Annotated in this window: 24 protein-coding genes and 1 pseudogene; 6 read left to right on the top strand and 19 right to left on the bottom strand. The window is 49.2% G+C overall.

Annotated elements, in window-relative coordinates; translation table 11 throughout:
* Positions 1-37 precede the first annotated feature (37 nt).
* A complete protein-coding gene (locus JVX88_RS09290) occupies positions 38-2,110 on the bottom strand; it encodes a carboxypeptidase regulatory-like domain-containing protein (RefSeq protein ID WP_211627052.1) in 2,073 nt (690 codons plus the stop codon).
* A gap of 267 nt (positions 2,111-2,377) precedes the next feature.
* Positions 2,378-2,527 (bottom strand): hypothetical protein, encoded by a 150-nt coding sequence (locus tag JVX88_RS09295; protein WP_211627053.1) that lies wholly within the window; start codon positions 2,525-2,527, stop codon positions 2,378-2,380.
* Positions 2,528-2,609: 82 nt separating this feature from the next.
* On the opposite strand from JVX88_RS09295, the gene ruvX reads away from it, so the two are divergent.
* Positions 2,610-3,101: a Holliday junction resolvase RuvX gene (gene ruvX, locus JVX88_RS09300; protein ID WP_211627054.1), complete on the top strand. Its 492-nt coding sequence runs from the start codon at positions 2,610-2,612 to the stop codon at positions 3,099-3,101.
* Between the two features lie 13 nt (positions 3,102-3,114).
* On the opposite strand, the gene JVX88_RS09305 is transcribed toward ruvX, so the two are convergent.
* Genes JVX88_RS09305 through feoB form a run of 5 tightly spaced genes read right to left on the bottom strand, consistent with a single transcriptional unit; the run spans position 3,115 to position 8,318 of the window.
* The gene (locus tag JVX88_RS09305; protein ID WP_211627055.1) at positions 3,115-5,460 is read right to left on the bottom strand and encodes a penicillin acylase family protein; all 2,346 of its coding nucleotides are present in this window, start codon (positions 5,458-5,460) and stop codon (positions 3,115-3,117) included.
* 57 nt (positions 5,461-5,517) lie between these two features.
* Entirely contained in the window at positions 5,518-6,009 is a 492-nt protein-coding gene (locus tag JVX88_RS09310) for a molybdenum cofactor biosynthesis protein B (protein ID WP_211627056.1), read from the bottom strand.
* 3 nt (positions 6,010-6,012) lie between these two features.
* Positions 6,013-6,900 carry a DMT family transporter gene (locus JVX88_RS09315; RefSeq protein ID WP_211627057.1) on the bottom strand — a complete coding sequence of 296 codons (888 nt, stop codon included), beginning with the start codon at positions 6,898-6,900 and terminating at the stop codon, positions 6,013-6,015.
* Complete coding sequence (locus JVX88_RS09320) at positions 6,897-7,049, bottom strand: hypothetical protein (protein WP_211627058.1); 153 nt, start codon at positions 7,047-7,049, stop codon at positions 6,897-6,899. Before JVX88_RS09320 ends, JVX88_RS09315 begins: the two co-directional genes overlap by 4 nt.
* A 3-nt stretch (positions 7,050-7,052) precedes the next feature.
* Positions 7,053-8,318, bottom strand: coding sequence for a ferrous iron transport protein B (gene feoB, locus JVX88_RS09325; protein ID WP_211627059.1), 1,266 nt, complete (start codon positions 8,316-8,318; stop codon positions 7,053-7,055).
* 98 nt (positions 8,319-8,416) lie between these two features.
* Here feoB and JVX88_RS09330 point away from each other — a divergent pair, with 98 nt between their 5' ends.
* Entirely contained in the window at positions 8,417-8,779 is a 363-nt protein-coding gene (locus JVX88_RS09330) for a WD40/YVTN/BNR-like repeat-containing protein (RefSeq protein ID WP_211627060.1), read from the top strand.
* 232 nt (positions 8,780-9,011) lie between these two features.
* On the opposite strand, the gene JVX88_RS09335 is transcribed toward JVX88_RS09330, so the two are convergent.
* The 6 genes from JVX88_RS09335 to JVX88_RS09355 form a co-directional block, all read right to left on the bottom strand.
* Positions 9,012-10,217 (bottom strand): pyridoxal phosphate-dependent aminotransferase, encoded by a 1,206-nt coding sequence (locus JVX88_RS09335; protein ID WP_211627061.1) that lies wholly within the window; start codon positions 10,215-10,217, stop codon positions 9,012-9,014.
* A gap of 90 nt (positions 10,218-10,307) precedes the next feature.
* Complete coding sequence (locus tag JVX88_RS42980) at positions 10,308-10,661, bottom strand: chorismate synthase (RefSeq protein ID WP_263975482.1); 354 nt, start codon at positions 10,659-10,661, stop codon at positions 10,308-10,310.
* Positions 10,580-11,566 carry a chorismate synthase gene (aroC, locus tag JVX88_RS09340; RefSeq protein ID WP_263975483.1) on the bottom strand — a complete coding sequence of 329 codons (987 nt, stop codon included), beginning with the start codon at positions 11,564-11,566 and terminating at the stop codon, positions 10,580-10,582. The genes JVX88_RS42980 and aroC overlap by 82 nt, the downstream gene beginning before the upstream one ends.
* A gap of 72 nt (positions 11,567-11,638) precedes the next feature.
* Entirely contained in the window at positions 11,639-12,553 is a 915-nt protein-coding gene (locus JVX88_RS09345) for a DMT family transporter (protein WP_211627062.1), read from the bottom strand.
* A gap of 51 nt (positions 12,554-12,604) precedes the next feature.
* Positions 12,605-13,159, bottom strand: coding sequence for a 16S rRNA (guanine(966)-N(2))-methyltransferase RsmD (gene rsmD, locus JVX88_RS09350; protein WP_211627063.1), 555 nt, complete (start codon positions 13,157-13,159; stop codon positions 12,605-12,607).
* Between the two features lie 4 nt (positions 13,160-13,163).
* Positions 13,164-14,312 carry an ATP-dependent DNA helicase RecG gene (locus tag JVX88_RS09355; RefSeq protein ID WP_315875337.1) on the bottom strand — a complete coding sequence of 383 codons (1,149 nt, stop codon included), beginning with the start codon at positions 14,310-14,312 and terminating at the stop codon, positions 13,164-13,166.
* Here JVX88_RS09355 and JVX88_RS09360 point away from each other — a divergent pair.
* Positions 14,247-16,001, top strand: a complete 1,755-nt coding sequence (locus JVX88_RS09360) for an ATP-binding cassette domain-containing protein (protein ID WP_211627065.1) — start codon at positions 14,247-14,249, stop codon at positions 15,999-16,001. The two genes, JVX88_RS09355 and JVX88_RS09360, sit on opposite strands and share 66 nt — an antisense overlap.
* A gap of 62 nt (positions 16,002-16,063) precedes the next feature.
* On the top strand, positions 16,064-16,732 hold the full coding sequence (locus tag JVX88_RS09365) for a TlpA disulfide reductase family protein (protein ID WP_211627066.1): 669 nt from the start codon (positions 16,064-16,066) through the stop codon (positions 16,730-16,732).
* Between the two features lie 68 nt (positions 16,733-16,800).
* Here JVX88_RS09365 and JVX88_RS09370 read toward each other — a convergent pair whose 3' ends face one another.
* From JVX88_RS09370 to JVX88_RS09380, 3 genes are all read right to left on the bottom strand, one after another.
* A complete protein-coding gene (locus JVX88_RS09370; RefSeq protein ID WP_211627067.1) occupies positions 16,801-18,309 on the bottom strand; it encodes an NFACT RNA binding domain-containing protein in 1,509 nt (502 codons plus the stop codon).
* A gap of 84 nt (positions 18,310-18,393) precedes the next feature.
* The gene (locus JVX88_RS09375) at positions 18,394-19,632 is read right to left on the bottom strand and encodes an RDD family protein (RefSeq protein ID WP_211627068.1); all 1,239 of its coding nucleotides are present in this window, start codon (positions 19,630-19,632) and stop codon (positions 18,394-18,396) included.
* 235 nt (positions 19,633-19,867) lie between these two features.
* Positions 19,868-20,125, bottom strand: coding sequence for a DUF2203 domain-containing protein (locus JVX88_RS09380; protein ID WP_211627069.1), 258 nt, complete (start codon positions 20,123-20,125; stop codon positions 19,868-19,870).
* On the opposite strand from JVX88_RS09380, the pseudogene JVX88_RS09385 reads away from it, so the two are divergent.
* A pseudogene (locus JVX88_RS09385) lies at positions 20,121-20,468 on the top strand (methionine adenosyltransferase domain-containing protein); the annotation flags it as partial. The gene JVX88_RS09380 and the pseudogene JVX88_RS09385 sit on opposite strands and share 5 nt — an antisense overlap.
* 72 nt (positions 20,469-20,540) lie before the next feature.
* On the top strand, positions 20,541-21,821 hold the full coding sequence (ahcY, locus tag JVX88_RS09390; protein WP_211627071.1) for an adenosylhomocysteinase: 1,281 nt from the start codon (positions 20,541-20,543) through the stop codon (positions 21,819-21,821).
* 52 nt (positions 21,822-21,873) lie between these two features.
* Here ahcY and ptsP read toward each other — a convergent pair whose 3' ends face one another.
* The 3 genes from ptsP to JVX88_RS09405 form a co-directional block, all read right to left on the bottom strand.
* The gene (gene ptsP / locus JVX88_RS09395) at positions 21,874-23,616 is read right to left on the bottom strand and encodes a phosphoenolpyruvate--protein phosphotransferase (RefSeq protein WP_211627072.1); all 1,743 of its coding nucleotides are present in this window, start codon (positions 23,614-23,616) and stop codon (positions 21,874-21,876) included.
* A gap of 92 nt (positions 23,617-23,708) precedes the next feature.
* On the bottom strand, positions 23,709-24,602 hold the full coding sequence (locus JVX88_RS09400) for a TIGR00266 family protein (protein ID WP_211627073.1): 894 nt from the start codon (positions 24,600-24,602) through the stop codon (positions 23,709-23,711).
* The gene (locus JVX88_RS09405) at positions 24,599-25,153 is read right to left on the bottom strand and encodes an LOG family protein (protein WP_211627074.1); all 555 of its coding nucleotides are present in this window, start codon (positions 25,151-25,153) and stop codon (positions 24,599-24,601) included. Before JVX88_RS09405 ends, JVX88_RS09400 begins: the two co-directional genes overlap by 4 nt.
* Positions 25,154-25,159 lie beyond the last annotated feature (6 nt).

Here is a 25,159-nt window from a genome sequence, read left to right on the forward strand (position 1 = left end):
TATTCGAAGATGTAGGAAGTTAGGCCAGCGCCTGTACCTACCATTTGCCGGTCTTGCCTGAAGTTTTCACTTCAACTTCCTTCACCAAGCCTTTTCCTTGCTGAGTGCCGGATACGAATCTAAGATCAAAGATCGAATCAGACACGCTTATTCCAATGCTGGGTTCCGGGAAGTAGTAACGTGGATTATTAACTGACACCACATAGAACTCGCCCGATGGAATTCCTTCAAACCTGAAATAACCAAAGGTGTTGGTCATCGTGGTCCAGGATTGGCCATTTTCCGGGTTCACTATCGATACACTAACACGAGCGAGTCCCGTTGAAGCATCATCCTCAACACGGCCACCAATATCAACGGGGGCTGATGAGGGATTCAGCAGAGCTATACCAGTAGGATCGGAGTCCGAAGGCGTTTGATAACCCACCTGAGAGAAACAGTCACTCGTCGTACAATGGACCGAGTAGCCAGCAACCGTTGGCTGGGGGGTATTGTCGGTCGTATCCGTTCTCACTCCGCCGTCCGGCATTCCTGTACCGGTCGCGGTGGCCTGATTTAGGTGTTCACCATAATTGTTCACCACGGTTTTTACTCTGATAGTAATGCGGGCTCCGGGAGGTAGTGCCGCTCCGGGCTGAAGCATATTTGTAACGCCGATCCCGTTATATGAAGGATTTAAGGTTGCAACTGCTCCTCCTTCAAGGGTCATCGTAAGCGGTGATACAAATGTAAGATCCGGAGTTTCCAAAGGATCATTGATCTGGAAATTTACGACCGGAGCCTGCCCAGCATTGATATACTGAATGGTCCATTCAACAGTATCGCCCGGGGAGAGAGTAATAGGCCCGGTATTGGTATGCATCCTAACCGCTTTGTAACCGCGCACCACAGGAATACTCAAAGCACAGGCCGGACGTCTTGCAGGAATGAGTACTGCGTTCAAGATCATCCTCTGAGCGTTCCGACGAACAAGATTCGCATTGGCCGGAGTGGTGTCGCGATAGTAATCGTGCCCACCGAGCGTCATTACGTGTCCACCGCCGCCGGTTGTTGTTGGAATTTTTCCGATGGCTGCAATATCAGTATTCGTCCATCCGGAATTGTTATTGCGGACCGCAGAGGCCGCACCATTCCAATAGTTGCCGAAACCGCCTACAACGCTCCATTCTGAAACGGCACCGCCAACATCGCCCGGAAATGCCCCTACGAACTGATTGAACGGCATTGATGGATTAGGAAATATCTGGTTGGTGGAGTCAGTACCCGTAGGCCTGCTCGGGAATTGGCTGCTGGCTCCAAACAAGTCAAAACCATTGGCTGATAGAAATCTTGGGCTTTGGTTTTGCTCATAATGAGTTATTGATTCGCACTGGATCAGGAAATTCCCTCCGTTCTCAACGAATGATTTGAAAGCGTTATAAAACGGAGCTGAGGTTGCGTGGGCCTGAGTAGCCATCGTGTAGCAACTGTTCGTGCCGATATCGATGTCCTGAACAGGAGCAAAATAACCTTGAAGTTTGGCCTCGTTAAAAAGCACCGTGTGCGGATCTCCGCCCCAACCGCCGTTCACAGGGCCTACCGCAACCAGCGGCTTGTGCGTCAGGGTATAACGAATCGGAGCAGTGATCTGTGCATTCGTCTGATATACGCGGACATCGTCGGCGGTCCCTGAGATCTCATTGTTGAATGTAGTTATTATCGGGTTTGCCAGTGCCGCATATTCTTGTGTAATTATCAACGGACCTCCGGCGAAGTTTCTATCTGCCGGCCCTGTAAGACAATTTTGTCCCGAGATCCGGGTAACATTCGCAGTGAAATCAGTTGCATCTTTCGACGCCTTATTAGCGATAGCCCACTTTAGCGGGATATTGTTGTGAAGTAGACGTACAGCTAAACCGTAAGCCTTCAAGTTAAATGCGGGACCACTGCAGCCTGACCCTGCATTACCCTGCATCTCATTATCCATCGCTATGATCAGCGAGCCGGACGGGATCGTTTCGTTCGAAGATGTTCCGGTTTGGGATAGCGAATCTACCGGGATCAAAAGTAAAACTATCAATAACGACGCGCTCAACAGCGCTCCTATACTCCGTTGGGGGAATCTAGACATAATATTCTCCTACAAGCTCTTTACTCCAATAGCCGGTCAAAATTAGATTCCGGCCCCATTAAAAAATCCGACGAAGTTCGCACAAACGCGAATGTTCGGACAAAGAAAAACTAAAGTGTGAAAACTTTCTACCACAAAACAGTCTTAAAGTAAATACTTAAATTACCCTGTTACATTATTGTTCTCAAACGTGATAGACCACTTAAATTGGTTCCTCACTTTGATGAATTTCGGAAAAACGATTAACGCTCTAGTGCCCAAAAGCTCCTATAACCTAAGCTGCGCGTTCGCATCATTGATCGGCTGTTGAGCCTGCGTTTGAAGCAGATTGCCCACAAAGGGTAAGCCGCCGATCATCACATAGCACGCAATTGCCGACGAGACTAGCAAGGTCCACATCTTTCCACGAAATGACATATAATTACCTCTTTGATACTACGGGCGAAAATACGTACTGGTTGCATTTCCGCTTTTCAAAAATTATCCAACATCGAACTACGTGGCGCAACAAATAGATACAACTAATCCCCAGCAGATTGCAGAACGTTGTGCCTTTCCATTGTCTGGGCGGATCATTGCCATTGATCCGGGAATGAAACGGGTCGGTGTGGCTGTATCTGATGAATCGCAAACAATTGCGCGTCCGATCCGTCGCTTGGAGAGAACTTCCTGGAAAAACCTGCTTGCGGACATCAAGGACATCGTTCGCGAGTTTGATGCCGTGGCACTGGTGATTGGTTTGCCGCTCGCATCCGACGGAACTGAAAGCGAGATGTCTGCGGAGGCTCGTGATATGGCTAGAAAACTTGAACTCTCATTGGAGATCGCAGTTTTCCTGCAAGATGAGCGAGTTACAAGCTATGAAGCAAAAGCGAAGCTCTGGGAAAGAGGCATTTCTCTCCGCGAAACCCGTGATCGGGTTGACAGCGAAGCCGCAGCATTGATCCTCACCGATTTCCTCACGGCTGTTGAACAGGACAGACAGGGATAATGTTCCCCAACTCCTACGGAACCAACCGCAGTTCACTTTTTGCCGCCTTCTTTACACTCTCCGGAGAGAAAGGAAGGACCGCTGGCATCCCGGTCAACCAAGATTCGAATTGATCTTTGTAATAGGGAGAATTGGGAAGCCCACTTTGACCTAATGGGATCACAAGACGTGTGGCGTCCCAGTTCCCGGGCGATGCGATCAATCGCATAGACACTCCTGATCCGACATTTGGTGTCGATCCAGTGCCTGGTGTCGGCGCTGACGGCGTCGCGAATTGACCGCCGACAAGCGGCGCAGCCGCCAGCGGATGCTGGAAACGTGCAGGATTTACTTTCCCGAATGTCCATTGGCCGCGATCGTTTCCGTAAGACCTCGTAAATGCCGCCGCTGCTTCGGTGTCGCATGCCCTCAAAAGTGATGGGTAGTCATCATAACCTGCTGGGAGCCAGCGTTTCACATTTTCACCTATAATCCAATGCAAAAGCCGTTCACGTATGATGTTCGCGGGAACCGGACGATTCGCGGCAGCTATTTTGTTTGAAACGCAGGTTCGGATCTCATTAACAAGCAACGCGGCCTGGGATCCCGGCACCATTCGACCATCCCATTCCCTAAGTATCTTGATGGTATCTTCTGAAGCGGAGCCCAACCCAACGATCTCTTTAGCAAGCATCGAATGGGGAATACTGTAAGAATCCATCTGTGCGGCCGTTGTCGAATCCATCGTAGCCTTGGGATCGGCAGACAACAGATCTTGCAAACGACGAGCACGCCACGGCGGTGCGAAATCTCGAATAAGCTGCGGATACCTATACCCTGTGCCGGCTATCCGCTGATTAGCTGTCACTATAAAACCTGCGGGTGGATTATACAGATTCGGCAATTCATCAAAGGGTATCCATCCGATCCAGTCGCCGTCCGAGGTGGCTCCCTTGTAGGGTAGGCCGCCGTCCCCCTCCTTCCTGATCGGGATCTTTCCGGCTATGTGCCAACCGATATTCCCCTTTACATCGGCGTAAACAAAATTCTGCGTCGGCCCTCCGTAATTGCTGAGTGCTTTCTTGAACTCATTCCAATCCCGAACTCGATTTAGATTATAAAAAGCATCGAACTCTCGATTCTTGGGATCCAATGCCGTCCATTTGAGCGAAAGCACCTGTCCGCCGGTTTCGATTATTACCGGTCCATTTCTTGTTTCCTTTACCTCAAAGCTTTCGGCGACTGTATTCGGGCTTAGAAGATTTTCACGGACGCGGATCTCTTCCCGTCTGATGTTCGGCTCTGCCCACCCGGTCGGTGTCCTGTACTTACCCTCTGAATTGAACTCTTCGTGATACAGATCCTGCACATCGGGACCGACGTTCGTTGCACCCCACGCGATGTGCTCATTATGACCTAGAACAACGCCGGCAACACCGGGCAACGAAACACCCGCAACTCGATTGCCAGGCATCGCAAGTTGAACGATATACCAAATACCCGGAGCCGTCGGTGCAAGATGTGGATCATTGGCAAGGATCGGTTTTCCGTCTGCTGTTCGTTTTCCGGAAATAACCCAGTTGTTGCTTGCCGCAAGATCCTCAGCATAAAGCCCGATCGATCCAAGTGAGCTCTTTCTAACCCGCATCTGCTCGTCAGCAATCGCGAGAAGAGCATTCAATCGATCGGAGCGGTTATCGACGGATGGAGGGTAACCGGTGTTTAAAGAACCCTTTTCGACGTCTTTGCCAAAAAGGATGACGTCATAGCGGCTTATAGGATTTGTCAGGTCGGCAAGTTTTCCAGCATCAAAGCCAATCAGAGATTCCCGGATCAGGTCCGCACGAAAGGTCGTGCTCAATGCATCAGCGAGTATTTTACCAATAACGATAGAGTCTGCTGGCGTCCAATGGCGAGGCTTGACTTGCAATATCTTGAATTCCGGAGGCAAGGTTTCACTCGTAAGCGAATCGATGTAGGCGTTTACTCCGCGAGCATATTGCTCTAACGCTTCGCGAAGCGGCTTGTCCGTTTCTTTCAAAGTTTGCTCAGCAATACTTGAAAAACCGAATCGTCGCCAACGCTTGTCTTCATCCAGCCTGATCCTGCCGAAAAGTTCCGCCGTCTCGCCCCGCGCGACCCGCCGCATCATCTCCATTTGCCAAAGCCGATCGCTTGCCGTAACGTAGCCCTGTGCAAACATCAGGTCGGCCTCGCTCTTTGCTTCAATGTATGGCACCCAGCGTCCGTCACGAATTACCGTTACCGGTTCCTTTAATCCTAAAAGTTTTAATTCACTAACAGATGTCTGGGCACTCGTCGATATGAAAAAAAGACCGACAGACACAATAAAGACCGGCAAGATGAACAGTCGCTTCATGGCTTTGAAGATACAAAAAACTGCCAAAAACTCCAACTGCGGGAATTTGGGGATCGTTTAATGGAAGCTGGAGTCTGATATCTGGTCAATTGCGTGTTGGAGTATCGGTTTGATGACATCAAAGCATTCTGCAACGGCCTTCGGAGAGCCGGGAAAGTTGATAATAAGCGTGTTGCCACAAATTCCTGCGACACCGCGGGAAAGCATCGCCATGGGTGTCCTTTCCATCGAAGCTCTGCGGATAGCCTCAGCAATTCCTGAAGCTTGGCGTTCAATGACCGATAACGTCGCCTCCGGCGTATTGTCACGCGGTGAGAATCCGGTGCCACCGGTCGTTAGAACAAGGTTAACGTCGTCTCGGATCACGAATTCAGTCAGCGTTTGGCGAATGGAATCCAGATCATCCTTAACTATGCGTCGATCAACTATCTCCGCTCCGATTGAGACCAGCAATCCAACGAGAATTGTGCCGGAGACATCGTTATCCAAGTGACGCGTATCGCTTGCGGTCAACACTGCTGACCGTATGATGGTCTTAGATCTGGTCATTGATCAACCTACCGTCGTTTCGATCTTTTCTATAGCACGCTGGCGGTGGCTGTAAAGCACGCTAAGGAAAACACCGAGCACAACAAAAAACATACCGGCTAACGATGAGATATTCTGGACTTCACCAAATATGATCCAGCCGATCGTTACTGCATATATCAGGCCAGTGTAGTTCACTATAGCGACACCGGCAACGGCTTCTTTCTGCAAAGCATTCGTCAAAAATATCTGACCCAATTGAGAGAAAACCCCGATCAGAAAAAGCCATAGCCAGTCCCAGCCAGTCGGCATTTTGAAATCAAAGAATAGCGAAACAAAGCCCACAAGCACCCCTACAAGTTGAAAGTGGAGGACTATTGTCAGCGGGTGTTCCTTTCCTTTTAGGCTGCGGACCAGATTGTAAGCGACCCCCGAACCAAATGCCGAGATAATTCCTATCAGCAAAAAGAACCAGGATATTCTTGGGTCAAAACGTTCTATCAATAACACTCCCGAAAAGGCGATCGCATAGAACAGCCATTGGACAGGACGCACGCCCTCTTTCAAAACGAATATCGCGATTATTGTAGTAAAGATCGGTGAAAGGTATTGGATGGTCATCGCCGAAGCCAGCGGAATATTCTGAACAGTAATAAAGAACAATGCCAGGGCAAGCGTTCCAAATATCCCTCTTAACAGGAGGAATGTTCTATTCGATCCTTTCCAATCCGCACCGGCGTGGTAAAGCCCGATCAGGCAGAATATAGTTGCCAGCAGACAGCGAAAGAACACAACTTCCATCGCCGGAAGATGTGAGACCTGTTTTACAAAAACGTTTGCGAGCGAAAATGACAGCGTAGAGAGAAACATCGCTCTAACGCCTGCGGTAAGGAATGTGCGGTCTGCGTTCAAGATCGTTCGGCATCCTGAGAGCCACAGCCACAATCAACGTCGCAGCCGGGCTTGACCCTGAATTGATGCGATCGGCGCGCTAAACGCACACCAAAATAAAGTAGCGATCCGGCGACGATCAGAGAAACGGCGATGCTCTGCAGATCCATAGGCTATCCAAAACCTAACAGCTTCCCGCCTTGGTATGTTATCAGAGCACCGACGTATGCGAGAGCTGTCATATAAGCGACCATAAACAGCGGCCATTTCCAGGAATTCGTCTCCCGCCGTACGACTGCCATAGTTGACATACACTGCATCGCCAGTACAAAGAATACCATCAGGGTTATCGCCGTCAGAGGGGTAAACGCTGCAGAACCGTCATCACGTTTTGCATTCCGTATAGCGGAAAGCAATGTCTCTGAGCTCTCATCCGCATCCTTCCCAACGCTGTAGATTATGCTCAATGTAGAAACGACCACTTCACGCGCCGCAAAGCTTGCGATCAAGGCCACACCGATCTTCCAATCAAATCCGAGCGGTGCGATAACTGGCTCGATCGCGTGTCCGAGCATTCCAGCATAGCTATTTGCAAGCTGTTGAGATTCTGCGATCCGCCCGGCATTATCCGTGTCAGTTATTGCGGAGGGTTGAGCGGATCTTGGGAAGTATGCCAATGCCCACAGAATTATCGATATGGCAAGGATCACCGTTCCGGCACGTTTAACGAACAACCATGAGCGTTCCAGCATATTCTGGACTACGGTTCGGACGTTCGGCATCCGATAGGGCGGCATTTCCATAATGAAAGGCGGCGGCGGCGCCTTGAGAATAGTTCGCTTGAAGATGAATGCGGCCAATATTGCTACGACAATGCCCAAAAGATACATACCGAGCATTATCACCGCGCCCAGCGATAGGAACCCAAAAACGAGCTGAGAAGAAAAGAACGCTGCGATCATAAGCGTATAGATCGGCAGCCTTGCCGAACAGCTCATAAACGGTGCGATCAATATCGTAGCGAATCTATCACGCGTATTCTCGATCGTCCGCGTTGCCATTATTCCCGGGATCGCACAGGCAAAGCTGCTTATAAGCGGCAGGAAAGCCTTTCCATGAAGCCCGACGCGGCTCATTAATTTGTCCATTAGGAATGCCGCACGCGCCATATATCCGGAATCTTCAAGTATCGAAATGAAAAGAAAAAGCAAAAGTATCTGCGGAAGGAAGACAAGCACACCACCAACGCCGGCAATTATGCCATCTGCCAGGAGGTCGGCTAAAATACCCTCTGGCATCGATGATCTTACTGTATCTGCCAGTGCTCCGAAGCCCTGATCCATCAGGTCCATCGGAACCGCAGCCCACGAAAATATCGTCTGGAAGATCGCCAACAGGACGCCAAGCAAGATGATCAAACCAAAAAAACGATGGGTCAATACGGAAGAATGACATTTTCCTCGTTTCGGGCGGAAGTGATGCTAGGGTATTTCGCTCAAATGATCGTGGTCTTTCATGGTTCGTCGCGGATACCCCGTTGATCAAAGGCTCACCCGGAAGCGGCATTTTTTCGATCGCGATGCGTGATGCAAAAAACGGCGTTATTGTCGGCGGCAATTATCAAGAGCCGGAAAAAAGCGAAAACAACCTTGCCTTTACTTCTGACGGCGGAAGAACCTGGACTGCCGGAAACGGTTTAAACGGTTATCGCTCCGCTATTGCCTATATTGACCCACAAACTCTCATCGCGGTTGGTACAAATGGTACAGACATCTCTGCGGACGGCGGCAAAACGTGGAAACACGTTGGGAACGAGAATCTGAACGCCGTCGCTGTAAAAGGCCGCAACGCAGTTTGGGCTGTCGGCCCCAATGGATTGATCGTAAAGTTTCGTTCTTGACCCACAGCCTGCTCATCTAAAAAACAGGTCTGCTTATCGGTCATCAGATAGTCCTCTGATCTATCAGGTCTGACCATAAATAATCTTTCAGTGTAACGATCGACAGGCCTGCCAAGCTCCACATAAGAAATGCAAGCTATTTTCGTTAATTACTGTTTTTCAATGTCTCTCAGCAATGATCAAAACAAATAAAAATGAAGGAGGGGACACCTCTAATACGTGATATTTATTTTCAGGGTGCTGTAACAGAACTGTCGCTAAAACAACCTCTTATTCCTTTAACCGCGAGTTCAAGGTTCTCCATCGAGCTTGCATAAGATACACGCAGGAAACCGTCTGCTCCGAATCCGGCCCCGTCGGTAACGACTACGTAAGCCTCATTGAGAAGATGATCGGCGACATCTGCAGACGTTCGAAAGTCATCACCGAGCAACTCCCTCACATCAACAAAGGCATAGAATGCCCCTTCCGGCATGGCACATTTGAATCCACGAACTCGATTCAATTCAGGAATGAGCCATTCTTTTCGATCCCTGTATTCGGCGAGCATCTCTCCGACCGAGGTCATCATCTGTTCGCGTTCATTCAAGGCTCTTGCGCAGGCATATTGCACGAATGAGGCCGGATGAGTGGCAGAATGGCTTTGCAGTTTGACCATCTGTTTCGTCCATTCAGCATTTGCGATAGTGAATCCGATACGCCATCCGGTCATAGCAAATGTCTTCGAAAAGCTTCCTGCTATACAAACGTATTCCAGCAATTCCGGAGGCAAGACCGCTGATGTGAAAACCTGAGCTGGAGGATACGCAAAGAAGAGATAGCATTCATCGGTCAACACATAAACATCATTCTCTGCACACGTCTCGACGATCCGCCGCATTTCGTTCGCAGGGATGACACGTCCGGTAGGATTGTTCGGTGAATTTATTATCAGGAGTTTTGTCTTGTCGGTGATCGCATCTTTAACTAGGTCAGCGGTCAGGACGAAATCCGTTTCTTCAGTTTCGATGAATACATTATTTGCAGAGCAAAATGCCCCGATCTCAGGGAATGTGACCCAATAAGGCTTCGGGATCAGGACCTCATCGCCCGGATCAAGTATAGAGCAGGCAGCGTTGAATAATGCCTGCTTGCCGCCGCACGACGCGGCAACTGCCGATGCGGAAAACGATGAACCAAATCTTTCACTGAAAAACCCTGCGACCGCTTCCTGAAACGGCTTCATCCCCGCGCTCGAGGTGTATTTAGTAAGTCCTTTCTGTAAACCCTCGATAGCGAATTGCTTGATGAACTCCGGCGTATCAAAATCAGGTTCACCGACTGTCAGGTCAATTACCTGTTTGCCTGTGTCACGCAGTGCGGCAGCGGTCTGCGCTGCCTTCAGGGTGGACGACGCCTGCATCCGGGCAACGTTCTGGGAAACGGGGAAGCTTTTCATAGTTTATATTTTGTCATACTGGGCGAATGTCTGAAACCCGATGGAATCGGGAGCAGATCAGGTAAATGTTTCGGCAGCTCCACCAGCAAATTAGTAGGTTCTCAACATTTCCTTATAACTCTCAAAAGTCCTTCCGATCTCATCCATCGAATCGCCGCCGAATTTTTCGCGCATCGAATTGGCAAGCACCACGGCGAGCATCGCCTCTCCGATCACGCCTGCCGCTGGGACGGCGGTGATGTCGGAACGTTCGAATGCAGCCAGTGAAGGTTCTTTGGTATTTATATCTACTGACTCAAGGGCCTTTCGCAGAGTCGAGATAGGCTTCATATATCCACGAACTCTTATCTCCTCTCCGTTGGTTATGCCACCTTCCAGTCCTCCCGCACGATTGGTGCGACGAACAAAACCGGGATCGCCAGCATCAATCGCTGGAATTTGCACATCGTCTTTTGTCGGGTTTTCAACCAGAGATCCAAATAGATCTCATCGTGAACTTCAGATCCCGGCTTGGCGGCATTTGTGATACCAGAACCGACCTCGACAGCTTTGACGGCGTGGATCGACATTATAGCTCGAGCGATGCGACCATCCAGCTTCTCTTCCCAACTCGTATGTGAGCCGAGACCGACGGGAACACCCCGCGCTACTACTTCGAAAACCCCGCCAAGCGTATCTCCTTTCGCTTTCGCCGCATCGATCGCTTCGATCATTTTGGCCTCGATCGTAATGTCTGAGCAGCGAAGAGGCGATTCCTCTTTAATGGCAGCTATAGTGTCCCAGCTTGCTTCCAACGGCACATCAGGCACAGATCCGAGCTTTGCCACATGACTTTTGATCTCTACGCCGAACTCAGCAAGAAACTGTTTTGCGATCGCACCTGCAGCGACACGAGCCGCGGTCTCACGGGCAGAAGCACGTTCCAGAATGTCGCGCAGATCACGGGTTTGGAATTTCTGGCCGCCCGCCAGATCAGCGTGCCCGGGCCGTGGTCGGGTAACAACACGCCGCACCTGCGGAGCATCTGCATTTTCAACCACAACAGGATCAGACTCGGTAATTCCGGACTCAGATGGCGACATAATGTCTTGCCAATGAACGAAATCTTTGTTTTCTATCATAAGCGCGATAGGTGATCCAATGGCTCTGCCGTGGCGGACGCCGGAGAGGATCTGAACCGTATCCGATTCTATCTTCATTCGCCCGCCGCGTCCGTAACCCTGCTGTCGGCGCCAAAGTTCCCGATCGATCAAAACAGACTCTATTCGAAGACCAGCGGGCACTCCTTCTACTATTGCAATAAGTGCCGGTCCGTGAGATTCGCCTGCAGTTGTGAACTTAAAATGCATCAAAACGATTTTGCCACATAGGACATCGATAAGTTCAATCTGAAATAGAAGTAAGAAAATAATTAAGGTAGCCTACGCGACCTTCTTTTCTCCTGCCTCTTCGTTCAGTACGATGGGTGAGACACGTTTTCGAAGGACTATCAGTGCGATCGCGGTAAGTATCAGCACTCCGCCGAAGATGGTATGCGGCGGCATCGTTTCACCCAGAAAAATATTCCCGACCAATACTGCGATCAGCGGCGTTACAAGTGAGATCATCATTGCCTTTGTTGATTCTATTCGGGCAAGCAACCAATAATAGAGCCAAAATGCTGCGATCGTCCCGGCTATGGTCAAATATAATACTGAGAAAACAGCGCGTGCAGACCAATTGTGGACCAGCGGACCACCCTCGGCAATAAACACGTAGGTCAATAGGATAGGCAGGCCGCAAAGCATCTGTCCGGTCAACAAACTTGCGGGATGGATGCCTCCGCCTTTCGCCTTGACCAGAATAGAGGCCTGCGCAGCGGCGAATGAGCCTGCGACGATCGCAACTGAACCGGCAAACGCCAAAATACTCTCTACTCGAAGCTGATCGTAAAAGATCACTGCGACGCCGGCTATCCCGATCAGAACCGCCGCGATCTTTTGTTTCGTAATGCGTTCGTTCGGCAGAAAGATCCAAGCGAGCCCGAGGCCAAATACAGTGATCATCGCCTGAAGAACCGCCGCAAGACCCGACGTGATATATTGTTCAGCCCAGAAAACCGTGCTGTAATTCACAGAAAATTGGAGAATGCCGGTCAAAGCGATCAACCGCCATTCGGTTATGGAATTTGGCCACGGCAATCTTTGAAAGTAAATGATGGGCAATAAGATCGCCACAGCGAGGACAAAACGTGCAGATGCAAAGGTTATAGGCGGAAGATCATCAAGCCCGATCTTTATAAATATCCACGTTGTGCCCCAGATAACACAAAGGAGAAGCCAGACAAATACTTTCATATTGGCTTAGTTACCCGCCTCCACAGTTTGGCGGCGAGACTAAATTTCTCTCTAGCTTCGTTCAAAAAAGCTTAATGACGTTTCGCCCTGCTTTAGAATACGCCACCGTCGAAGATGGCCGATCGCGTCCGGCAGAGCATTCTTTGAATGGTGTTCCGCTATCAAGATCCCGCTCTTATTCAAAAGTCGGCTTTCCGGCAGGGCGAACTCCAGAAGTACGACCGTGTAATCAGTCTCATATGGCGGATCATAGAACACTATGTCCCATCCATAACGGTGCTCACGCCCGCAGAAATTTTCGGCGGAAAGTGCGTGAATCTCAGTTTTTTCCTCAGGAATATTGAGTGAGTCAAGGTTCTCTTCCACCAACGCACAGGCTTTGCGCGAGCGGTCAACGAATGTCGCATGCTCAGCACCCCGTGAAACGGCTTCGATGCCGATCGCCCCTGTACCGGCACAGAGATCGAGAAAGCGAGTAGTCTCATTAATTTGCGTAGCAAGGATATTGAAAAGCGTCTCACGCAGCCGATCAGATGTTGGACGTGTCCTTTTATCAGGAGGGCTTTTCAAAATTCTACCGCCATAGGTACCGCCAATTACGCGCATACTTCTATCCTATCCCAGCAAGACGATATTTTGCATCGCTGCGCACGCGTTCGATCAAAGACCGAGTCTCCTTTGAGTTTCGTTCACGAGAGAGCAGTCTTTCGGCTTCGGCCCGGGCGTCGATCAGTATCTCAATATCACGCACAATGTTCGCAAGCTTGAAGATCCGAATTCCAGATTGGCGTGTTCCAAGTATTTCACCTTCGCCGCGTAGCTCGAGGTCCTTTTCTGCTATCTTGAAGCCGTCATTGGTTTCTTCCATTATTCCAAGCCGTTCCTTAGCAATTGCTGTCTTTTTATCGCCGGTCAGCAATACACAGTAACTTTGTTCGGCACCGCGTCCGACCCGCCCACGAAGCTGATGAAGCTGAGAAAGCCCGAAACGCTCGGCGTGTTCGATAACCATTATCGACGCGTTCGGAACATCTACACCGACCTCGATCACAGTTGTGGAGACAAGAACATTGATCTCGCCCGCCGCAAATGCTTTCATTATGTTTTCTTTCTCATCGGCCTTCATGCGGCCGTGAAGCAGTCCGACACGATATCTTGGAAAGACCTTGTCGCGTAATTCTTCATACATCTCCGAGGCAGCCTTCAGATCGAGCTTTTCTGATTCTTCGACAAGTGGATAAACCACGTACGCTTGCCGCCCAAGTTTAAGTTCACGTTCGATGCCTTTGTAAACCCCTTTGCGTTTATCCTCACCTACCACGACTGTTTTTACAGGCGTTCGTCCTGGCGGAAGTTCGTCTATTATCGAAATATCCAGGTCACCATAGACGGTCATCGCTAGCGAACGCGGGATGGGGGTCGCGGTCATAACAAGGACGTCGGGATTTTTCCCAAGGCGTTTCAACGCAGCCCGCTGGAGCACCCCGAAACGATGCTGTTCGTCGATCACTGCTAGTCCGAGCTTATCGAATTCAACGGCGTCCTGGATCATCGCGTGTGTTCCAACAACGACCTGCACCTCACCATCTCTGATCTTTGAGTAAAGTTTACGTTTGGCCGCAGCACGGAGGCTTCCGGTGAGAAGACCTACGGTATAACCTGCTGGCTCAAAAAACTCTTTTGCCCGTTTGAAGTGCCCCTTATCGAAGCACTCAATGGGGTTCGGCCTGCTACGTCCGGTTATGTTCGGATCAACAATCTAGATCTTTACCGAAACCTTGATTCGCTGAAACAGTCGATCGGTTATGTTCCCCAGGAAGACATAATCCATCAAGAACTAAGCGTTTTTCGTACATTGTATTACGTCGCAAAGCTACGGCTTCCTTCTGATGTTTCAAGAAAAGAAATAGTGAGCATCATAGAAGAGGTGCTTGACGTAACGGGCCTTTCTGAACGGCGTAACGTGGCGGTTTCGGACCTTTCCGGTGGGCAGAGAAAGCGTGTTTCTATGGCTGTGGAATTGATCACAAAGCCATCGGTGATCTTTCTTGATGAGCCGACATCAGGTCTAGACCCGGCAACGGAAGATAAGATAATGAAGCTCTTCCGGCAGATCGCCGAGTCGGGCCGGACGGTAATAATGACGACCCATGCGATGGAGAACGTAGGGCTGTTTGACAAGATCGTCGTTCTGATGCGAGGCAAGCTAGTTTTTTTTGGAACGCCGAACGATGCCCTCAAGCACCTTGGTGCGTCAAGCTTTAAGCAACTTTATGACCGCTTAGAAACTCCTGTTTCAGACGGTCGTGTAAAAACAAATAGTGTATCGAGCGAGGTTATCGCCGAAGAATGGAAACAGAGATACTTAAAGACATCGCAGTACTCCGAATTAATAAAGAAACCGCTTAGTGAGATCCGCTCCTTTTCGTCATCGGGACGACGGTCGAGATCGCGCCTTGGGCTGTTTGGTTCTGTTCGCCAATTCTTCGATCTTTCGAGACGCTATTTCGAGGTGTTGCTTAGAGATAAACTGAATTTGGCGATACTGTTTCTGCAAGCACCCATAATTGCGTTGATGACCTTTCTCGTCATCGGCGCCAAGTCTCCCCGTGATTTTGTCTATTTTGTGCTGTCCCTAGTTTCAATATGGTTTGGAACCAGCGTTTCAGCAAGGGAGATCATCAGGGAAAGACCTGTGTATAGGCGGGAGAGAATGTTCAATTTGGGCATTATTCCCTATCTTGCCTCAAAATTTTTTGTGCTTGGTGTGATCGTTTTCATCCAATGCTTGATGTTTTTCGTCCCCTTGAAATTCTTTGACCTGATCGGGGCGATGCTAATGCCTGGAGAATTATTGGGAATTCCCCAGTTCTGGACAATGCTTCTCACCGCAAGTGTTGGGATGGCATTGGGGCTGTTGATCTCCGCTCTTTTCAAGACTCAAGAGATCGCGACAAGTTTGGTGCCGCTGATACTGATCCCTCAAATATTATTTTCAGGATTGGTCGGAGTTCCGCAAGGGATAAACAAGGTTATTGGATTGACGATGCCATCTGCATGGTCATTCGATACGATGAAGCGGTTCTCTACCCTTGAAACGCTCGAACCTGAAGGAGCTATGCCGGGAGATTCGACGAAAGGGCTAGGCCTTTATAAGTTCATTGAGAAAGAGAACGACGAAACGCTGAAAAAGGCTGAACGCGATCTTGCCGATTACAAGCAAATGAGCGGAGGAGCAAGTCCGGTTGACGAACAAGGCAATCCGACGCCGCTGGCTGAACGACTAAAAGTGCCGGAGATCAAGAGGATTCCTGACGACCTCAGCGGCTATGTAACGTTCATGCACCCATGGATGAATGAAGTTTTAAATCAGCTGGTGCTGATGTTAATGTTTTGGATACTGGTGTTTTTCACATTGATCGTGCTGAAGTTGAGGGATGCCAGATAAGATGTGGAGTTTAAATGAGATCTGTGATCAAAAAAATAGCTTTTTTTCTAGTCCTTGCGATTATGTTTACAGCCTTAACCGGTTGCAATACAAGCAACGGCACCAATGCTAATAGTGGCTCTTCGGAGTCTGGTCAGAATGGAAAGCCACAGCCAGACACGTCCGGAAAGCCAAAGCCACCGATGCTGATGTCTTCGATCGCAAATGCCGAACTAAGTCTCATTGACGGGACGACGACCAAGATCGCAGACCGGAAAGGGAATGTCCTAGTGCTGAATCTTTGGGGAATCTGGTGCGTCCCCTGCCGCAAGGAAATGCCACATTTACAGGAGCTTCAGGAAAAGTATCGTGATCAGGGTTTTCAGGTGCTCGGCCTGAACGTTGGCGATGATTGGGGGAAACCCGAAGATCCCGAAAAGATCAAGAAATTCGCATCTGAATTGAAACTCGATTACGAAATGGCCACAATCCCTGAATCGATAACGAAGGATTTCTACAAAATGGCTCAAAGTGAAGCGGTTCCGACAACCGTTGTAGTAGATCGTGAAACTCGAGTTAGGGGCATCTTCGTTGGTGGAAGCGATCGTGTGATAGCTCGGCTCAAGGATCTTGTTTCCAAAGTCATCGCAGGCGATGAATCTGAGGCCGTTTCGAAAGAGGGTGTCGGTGCAGGCAGCGTGAACAACGGCGGCCAGAAAATGGAATTAAAGGAAGTTGGGCCGGAGAATTAAAACAAGTTATTTGAAAGATATAACGCTTAGGAAGTGTCGGGAAGCTTTAAGAAAAGGCTTCCCGATTTTTATTCGAATCTATCAACTCTTTGGACGGAGGCTGGCACCTTTGGTTCGACCAGTATGGTTTTGAATTTTGCAAGTGAAACAAGACCGGGAGCGGCTCCCTTTGGCTTATTAACAAACTTTCTCTGCGTGTAGTTGACAGCCGCCTTCACCTGCTTTCGGCCCTGCGAATAAAATGCAGCAAGTTCCGCAGCTTCGATCAAAGTTCGATCAGATACAGTCTTCTTTCCAGAATCACGGATCACCACGTGCGACCCCGGATAATCTGCCGCATGCATCCATATATCTAGTGAACGGGCAACGCGAAATGTTAGAACGTCATTGTCTCGTGCCTTTTTCCCGACAATGATCTCAAAACCGTCTGATGAGATGAATGTTCGATAAGCATTCTCAAACCTTCCAGACTTTCGTTTTCCGGCGGAACCAATTTTCTTTTTGTGGGGTATTATTGCGGTCGTTTCTGAGCCATATTCTCTAATAGCATTCTCATCCCCTTCTTCAATGATCCGTTCGATCTCCGCCAATTCCGACCCCAGCTCACAGAGTTGGTTTTCCGTTTCTGTGATCTTTTCTATGATCTTTACTGACGCATTTCGGGCCCTGGCATATCGCTTAAAATACTTCTCCGCTGTTTTCGTGAGTGGATCGTCATTCTCAAAAGCAACCGCTAACGTTGGCAGATCTTCACTGAAATGGTCGGTAACTAGGAAATGTCCGTCGCCTTTTATCGCGGTGGAGATGTTTGCGAGGAGGAGATCGCCATATCGCTTCCATTGTTTAGGGTCACCGTGTTCTTCAAGATCAGCATTGAGATTCTTTAACAGCCGCTGTTTCTGTTTGATCTTCGCCCGCAATGCGGTGCGTATTCGGTTAGCCTGTTCTTGAAATTTCCGTTTGGCTGCAAGCTGTTCGTAGAACGAATCTAATTTTTCAGATACTGTCATTGCGACTGACCCGCCTTCGGGGGCGTCTATTATGTTAAGCCCACTCGCCAGCCCATGCGATTTTCGGTCTTCCCCTTTGATTCTTTTTGGCGGTGAGTATACTTCACCGATCGCTTGCCCGGATATCATTACCGGCCGAGCCGAGGTAAGTATCCGATCTTCACTATCCACGACAAAAAGATTTGAAGATGAGCCGGTTAGCTGGATTATGATCCGGCTGGCTGTTCCCAGTGCATCGCCAGATGACTTCTGAACCTCGAATGTGAGGATTCGATCATCAGGCAAAACGCTGATGCGACTGATCTCCGCACTATTCAGCGATCTTGTGAGAGCTGCCGTAAATGGCGTCGGTTCTGATATGTGTTTCTTTAGATCACGGAAACGGCGCTTTATCAGGTGAGTTCGCGGTGATCTGGGATCCACCGAAATAAGCAACCAAATATCTCCCGGAATAGAAAGGTCGAATAGAAATTGGTTTTGAGCGATTGAGAAGATAGAGCCAATACGCCTACCTTCGAGGTAATTCTGCAATTCCGGAAAAACTGCGTTTAATGCCTTTCGGTTCACGACATAGAGTGTAGTTTGCCAAAAAGCAAAAATCCAAAGCCTTGCAACACTGCTTTGGATCTTCGCTGGATAGATGCTTTCGTTTCAGGCCTCTCGAACTAAGAGAGTACCGGATACGATATCGTGAATAGCTCGTCGCTCATTGCTGAAAGGAATCGTAACGAACCCCAGACCACCAAGCGCTATGGAAAGAAGGTAAACTGCTGAATTAACGGCAGCTTGATGAACTGTAGGATAGGCATTTGCCTCGGCATCTATTAGTTCAAGCGAGAAAAGGCGCATACCGAAGGTTTTGCCCCAGAACGCAATTGAAGCCGTTAGATAAAGGAACATAAATATCCCAAGTGCTCCGATGACGGCCAAAACGCCGGATATACTTGCCCACGAACCCCCGCTCATCATAAACGGCGAAAGAATTATGAGAGTCGCGAAAATGCCGATTATAAGATCGAACAATCCCGAACCGAACCGCATCGAAAACGGAGCAAGATCATCAAATTCATCTTCGACATCCTGCTCATCCGCTAAGTCTCGTACTTCAGGATCACCTTCTTTTATGTAGTGCTCTAAATTTTCACGCTCATCAGTGAATAAAGGCTCTTGAAAATCGTCGGCATCGACTATAAGGCCAAGTTTTCGCGGCTCCTTTATAACACTTTCGAGTTTCGGGAGTTTGTTCGTATCATACGCTTTGTTTTCAGATCGTACTTTGGCGATCGCAATTTGATCTGAGCCATATGCAGATCTAGGGACTTGGTCATTTCGAAGAGACTGCGACTTTTTCGGTGTTACAACATCAAAGGGGAATTTCCGCTGTCGGGAAAGGTTTTCTCCGCGTGCTGACCGTTCAGAAGCCTTAGGGAGGAACTGCTGTCTGGAGCGTTCTATCCTCTCCATAGCCGAACGAAGTCGTGGATTGTCTGCTGAACCGTTGTTACCGACGCTCTCGATCTCCAGCTTCAAAGCTTTATGACCATTGGCCGCAGTGGCAGATGCGGGTTGGGCGAGGGTCTGCTTCTGCGATGGGTTCGCATGTCTTGTTACAGCGGAACCGCGCTGGCGAACGGCATTCTGCATCTGTAAACGCCAATCCGGCAATGCTGAATTCTTACTCTGAAACTCAACCAAGGTTGGACTAGTGTGTTTTCGCGAAAGCTCCGACGTCAATGTCTTGTTGCCAGTTACAGCAGCTTCGTTTGAGGTGGTCGCACCGGATAGGAATTCGGGCTGCGGCGGATTTGGTAATGATTTCTTGCGGTTCAGTTCGCCGGAATTGCTGGTGATCTTCGTTTCAAGCTCTTCACGAACAGAATCATTCATCATCGCACCGCATGTCAGACAAATTGATAGCGTGGGTGCGAGTTCGCGTTTACAGACGGGACACGTCATAAGCATTCTCTTTCGGTCAGATCTAGGTTGTTGAAATTTGAGCGCGAAGAAGCAAATCTGCCTGATAATATCAGATTCTACTTTAAGCAGTCAATACTAAAGCGCACACAGCACTAAGTTTAGAAGGTGATCGTGTTTTGGAAAAATATATGACCAGGTCTGTGGAAAATTAATCTTGGTTTTCTGATAAAAACAAAGCTTCGAGTGGCTTTCGCCCTGCAAAACCGGCATCGGTCTCATGCCACCAGCTGAAATGGTCGGGTTCCCCCAATTGCCAGCAAAGCAAGACTATTCGGCCGCCAGCCAACATCGGTGCATCGATCAGGCCTCTGCGTATATTCTTTATCTGAATACCCGACCCGATGATCTCTGAACTAAGCTTTGCAATTTCGAAAAGCGAGGTAACGTAATGTGAGCCTCCCGCCATAATGGCTCGTTACATTGCCAAAAATGTTGTTGCTGCAGGACTTGCAACCAAGTGCACTATTCAGCTTGCGTATGCGATCGGCGTTGCAGAACCGGTTTCCGTTTTGGTTGATACTCACGGCACCGGACGGATAGACGATGAACGGATATCGGACATAATCCGAGAGAATTTTACGCTGACGCCAAAAGCCATCATTGAAACACTTGATCTTCGCAGGCCTATCTATAAACAGACGGCACGCTTTGGACACTTTGGTCGTGCTAATGATGAGTTCTCGTGGGAAAAGACCGATAAAGCAGAGGCATTAAGGACTGCAGCAGAAAAAGGAGTTGCAGCTGCATAGATATACTTCTAAGGCGATCGGTCAGTTCCCTTCTGGCCCCGCCTTTTTCGTATTTATTTAAGGAAAATTACTATGACAACACCGGGCACATCAATGCAATACGATATAAAAGACATCAACCTAGCCTCGCAGGGGAAACAGCGTATCGAGTGGGCCGACAGAGAAATGCCAGTCCTCCGGCTCATTCGTGAGCGGTTCGAACAGGAAAAGCCTCTGGAAGGCGTCAAGCTCGTCGCTTGTGCACACATAACTACCGAGACCGCCAATCTTGCCAGAACGCTTCAGGCAGGCGGGGCCGATGCAACCCTTATTGCGTCTAATCCACTTTCAACACAGGATGACGTTGCTGCTTCTCTCGTGGCAGATTGGGGCATTCCAGTAATGGCGATAAAAGGTGAGTCTACAGAGACTTACGTTCGTCATGTTAAAGCAGCACTTGAAACAAATCCAAATCTTATAATCGATGATGGATCTGATGTTGTCGCGACCATGATCAAGGAAAAGCCGGAGCTTGTCAAGAACTTGATCGGGACAACAGAAGAGACCACCACTGGGATCGTTCGCTTAAAAGCAATGGTCAAGGCGGGCGTGCTGAACTTCCCGTCCATAGCGGTTAACGACGCACAAACCAAGCACTTTTTCGACAATCGTTATGGTACTGGTCAGTCAACGCTCGACGGAGTTATCCGCGCGACCAATATCCTGCTAGCAGGCAAAACGGTCGTTGTTGTGGGCTATGGTTGGTGCGGTAAAGGCGTTGCAATGCGTGCCCGCGGTATGGGGGCTAACGTCGTTGTTACTGAGATCGATCCGATCAAGGCTATCGAGGCTGTTATGGACGGAATGCGAGTTCTTCCAATGAAAGAAGCAGCAAAGATCGGAGACTTCTTTATCACAGTCACCGGAAACCGCCACGTTATTGACAAAGAACATTTTGAGGTAATGAAGGACGGAGCTATCGTTTGCAATTCTGGGCATTTCGATCTTGAACTAAATCTTGATGCTCTCAGAGATATGTCGCAGCCTTCGATAACTCGTCGCCCGTTCGTAGAAGAATATCGTTCAAAAGATGACACGAAGAGCGTGATAGTTCTCGGTGAAGGGCGATTGATAAATCTTGCCGCTGCGGAAGGGCATCCGGCCTCTGTTATGGATATGTCTTTTGCAAATCAGGCACTTTCTGCAGAATATCTAGTTAAGAACAAGGGCAAGTTGCCGGCAGGGGTCCATGTACTCCCGGCCGAGGTTGATCAAGAGATCGCTTCGCTTAAGCTGCGTGCGATGGGTGTTTCCATTGACGAACTGACCCCAGAAATGATCGAATATATGAATAGCTGGGAAACGGGAACCTAAATTCCGATCCACAGCAAGTGACTGCAAAAGGCTCGACGATCGTCGGGCCTTTTTATATCTTTCGGAGCGTTAGGAAATCCTCAGGGAAAAGATGGATCCATTTCTTTTGAATAGTTGTCATCATATGCTTTTCAATCTCTTCCGCGATCGATAGGGTCCTTACCTGTTTAACAAGCTCAAGGACTTCCTCATAGGCAATGCCACGAATGACCTTTGTAACTCGTCCGATCGAGTTAGGATTCATACTGAAGTCAACAGCCCCGAGGCCAATGAGCAAAGGCGTATAAAAGGGCGATCCGGCCATTTCCCCGCAAACTATCACTGGTTTGGCAGCCCGCTTCCCCGCTTCAAGTACCGTTGATATTGCTGCGATAACAGCGGGGTGTAGCGTTCGGAACCAATTTGCTACCCCTTCATTGTCTCGATCCACGGCAAGAAGGTACTGCACCAGATCATTTGTTCCAAGACATAGGAAATCCACGTTCTCTAATATCCTATCGACGATCAATACAGCAGATGGCACTTCGATCATCACGCCAAACGAAGGATTGCCGACACTAACACCGACATTTTTTAATCGATCGCGTTCAGTATCAAAGATCGAGCGTGCATCTAGTATCTCTTGAATACCTGCGACCATGGGCAGGATAACGTCAACAGGGTGATGCGCTGATGCACGCAGAATTGCCCGAAATTGAGCTCTAAGCTGAGTTGTTTCCTCTAGTGCCAATCTTATCCCTCGAAGTCCAAGGGCTGGGTTCTTTTCGCGGAGAGCGATCGCCGTCTCTGCTTGACGAGAGCCTATATCAAATGTGCGAACTTTGATACCATCGGAACCGGCCGCATCTGCAAGGCGTATGAAGGTTTCATATTGTTGACGCTCCGTTGGAAAACCATTAAACCGACTGAAAAGTGATTCTGTACGGAAAAGGCCTATACCCTTTGCTCCTATCGTGCGTGCTCGTCTTGCATTTTTAGCGCTGTCTGCATTCACACGTATAGTTATTTCACGTCCGTCAAGTGTTTTTATCGGACCATTTGTTGATGTAATAGCTGCCGCCCCTCGGGACGGCGTCGATCTTCGACGGCCGACGTAATGTTCAATGGTAGCGTTCGTCGGGTTGATGATCACTTCACCATTGAATCCGTTGATCAGAACGCGCTGTCCGCGTTCAACAAGTCGCAAAAGATTTGCGATCCCGGTAACGGCGGGAATTCCCATTTCACGGGCAAGAATGAAAGTATGTGATGTCCACCCACCATGTTCCGTTATACATGCGGCGATATTCCGGCCAAGGTCTACCAAAGTAGATGGCCTCAATTCCTCTGCCGCGATTATAGAACCGTGCGGCACATGGCGAACGGCTCCCTTCTGCTTAGAGAAGGAAGAAAGAATCAGATCGACCACATCTTCGACATCAAGATACCGTTCCCGGAGGTGCTCATCAGGAAGAGCTCGGATACGCGCGATGTGGTCATCTCCGACAATAGATACAGCCCACTCTGCGTTCACCTTATCGTCACGGATCATTTCACGTATCCGATCTATGAATGAACCGCCCTCAAGAATCGCCAACTGAGCATCAAGTATATTTGCATGCGATGGAAGATCGGAACTCTCTTTTGAGAGTCGCTTAAGTCGAGTAAAAGATCGGGCTATTGCGCGTTCAAGACGATCTATTTCATGGACTATCTTTTCTTTAGGAATAACAGCCCGAAAAAACTGGCGTTTTCCACCGTGAAGAGGTATGAGATTCCCGATGGCAAGCCCTCTTGCAACGGGAAGTCCCGTCAACTTGGTCTCGCCCTCAGGAGAGTTCTGAATTTGGTAACTGCCGTTAAAATCCATCTTGAGGCAGCAAACTTGGGAGAACAAATGCCGAGGATCTAACCCTGCGACGGGAAATACGGCCTTAAAAGACTCGCAAACGCGGAAAGGTTTCTAGTTTGGATCAAGATCTCACCCGGCCCTACGAACTCCGCAACGAGACCTTCACCGCTCATCATACTTCGGAAAAATCCGCTTTTGGCCGCTTTGCGTAGGTTGTAATTCATATGTCCTTCCCATGCAACAAGGTGTCCGGTATCAACGACATATTGCTCTCCGGGTCGCAACACCTTTCGATGGATCGCCCCAAACGAAGAAACTAGAAGAAGCCCGGTCCCGCTCACCTGAAGAACAAATAATCCTTCACCACCAAAAAAGGTCTTGGCTCCGCCGAGTTTGGTATCGACGACAAGGCTTGTGTCTCCGGCAAGATAAGAACTTCCCTGCACCTTAAAAGACTGGTTATTCATCTCGATCCCAACAACGTCTCCGGGGGATCCGGGGGCAAGCGTTACCTCACCGGGGCCGCCCTTCGCAGTGAAAGTAGAAACAAAGGCAGACTCACCACCGACCGCACGTTTAAGAGCCCCAAAAACGCCTCCTTTCATCTCTGAATAAAGCTCGACATTTCCGGACATTGAAACCATCGCTCCGGCTTCGGCAGAGATGGACTGTTCGGGCTCCAAATGAACTATCGCCAAAGCAAAAGATCCGGCATGTTTTATCTCCCATGTGTAACCGCGTCCTTGTCCTTTCCCATCAAGGTCAACATGAAAAGCTCCTCCAGTCGTCGTCTGCGCACTGGAATGGGGCTGTGAAGGCTGTGCAACAGCAGGAGGCTTTTGACCGACGGCTTGCTGAGCAGCTCCGGTTGATGCGGCCAAGGTAAATCCGCAGGAACCGCAAAAGCGTGCGTTTGGTAGTAACGGAGTTGTACATTTTGGGCAATTCATATGATGTTTACCTTGGATCGTTCAATAATGATCTTACTGGCCTGTTCGGCGGTATCGGCAAAATGCAGCATTGAGATGTCGTCCCTTGAGACAACCAGATTCTGATGCCAGCATTCTACAACGTTCTTCCAACAATCGCCGATCAACACAAGCGGACGCCGTTCAAGTACGCCTGTCTGGAGTTTATTCCATACAAGAGATATCTCTGTAACTGTACCCATCCCACCCTTAAAAGCAACAAACCCGACGGAGCGCGTTATAAGATTTTGAAGCCGCTCGTAAAAATGATTTGTCGCTACCTTGTCGGTCAGATATCGGTTGGGTTCCGACCGGAACTGGTTCATAACGATACCGAAAACACGTCCGCCAGCGTCACGAGCTCCCCTGGAGGCAGCTTCCATTATTCCAAGATAACCACCGGTGCATATAGTAAAGCCTGCAGCTGCGAGCCGGCGTCCAAGGTCCATCGCCTCTCGGTATTCAACTGAGTCCTCACTACACTTTGAACCGCCAAATATCGTTACGATCTTTTCTTCAGATTTACTTTCCACTGGGCA

The sequence above is a fragment of the Leptolyngbya sp. 7M genome (assembly GCF_018128485.1).

What these genes read in the sequence shown, in the direction of transcription:
- JVX88_RS09290 (WP_211627052.1), bottom strand. Translation starts at nt 2,110, where the DNA reads ATGTCTAGATTCCCCCAACGGAGTATAGGAGCGCTGTTGAGCGCGTCG.
- JVX88_RS09295 (WP_211627053.1), bottom strand. Translation starts at nt 2,527, where the DNA reads ATGTCATTTCGTGGAAAGATGTGGACCTTGCTAGTCTCGTCGGCAATT.
- JVX88_RS09305 (WP_211627055.1), bottom strand. Translation starts at nt 5,460, where the DNA reads ATGAAGCGACTGTTCATCTTGCCGGTCTTTATTGTGTCTGTCGGTCTT.
- JVX88_RS09310 (WP_211627056.1), bottom strand. Translation starts at nt 6,009, where the DNA reads ATGACCAGATCTAAGACCATCATACGGTCAGCAGTGTTGACCGCAAGC.
- JVX88_RS09320 (WP_211627058.1), bottom strand. Translation starts at nt 7,049, where the DNA reads ATGGATCTGCAGAGCATCGCCGTTTCTCTGATCGTCGCCGGATCGCTA.
- JVX88_RS09335 (WP_211627061.1), bottom strand. Translation starts at nt 10,217, where the DNA reads ATGAAAAGCTTCCCCGTTTCCCAGAACGTTGCCCGGATGCAGGCGTCG.
- aroC (WP_263975483.1), bottom strand. Translation starts at nt 11,566, where the DNA reads ATGCATTTTAAGTTCACAACTGCAGGCGAATCTCACGGACCGGCACTT.
- JVX88_RS09345 (WP_211627062.1), bottom strand. Translation starts at nt 12,553, where the DNA reads ATGAAAGTATTTGTCTGGCTTCTCCTTTGTGTTATCTGGGGCACAACG.
- rsmD (WP_211627063.1), bottom strand. Translation starts at nt 13,159, where the DNA reads ATGCGCGTAATTGGCGGTACCTATGGCGGTAGAATTTTGAAAAGCCCT.
- JVX88_RS09365 (WP_211627066.1), top strand. Translation starts at nt 16,064, where the DNA reads ATGTTTACAGCCTTAACCGGTTGCAATACAAGCAACGGCACCAATGCT.
- JVX88_RS09375 (WP_211627068.1), bottom strand. Translation starts at nt 19,632, where the DNA reads ATGATGAATGATTCTGTTCGTGAAGAGCTTGAAACGAAGATCACCAGC.
- JVX88_RS09380 (WP_211627069.1), bottom strand. Translation starts at nt 20,125, where the DNA reads ATGGCGGGAGGCTCACATTACGTTACCTCGCTTTTCGAAATTGCAAAG.
- ahcY (WP_211627071.1), top strand. Translation starts at nt 20,541, where the DNA reads ATGACAACACCGGGCACATCAATGCAATACGATATAAAAGACATCAAC.
- JVX88_RS09400 (WP_211627073.1), bottom strand. Translation starts at nt 24,602, where the DNA reads ATGAATTGCCCAAAATGTACAACTCCGTTACTACCAAACGCACGCTTT.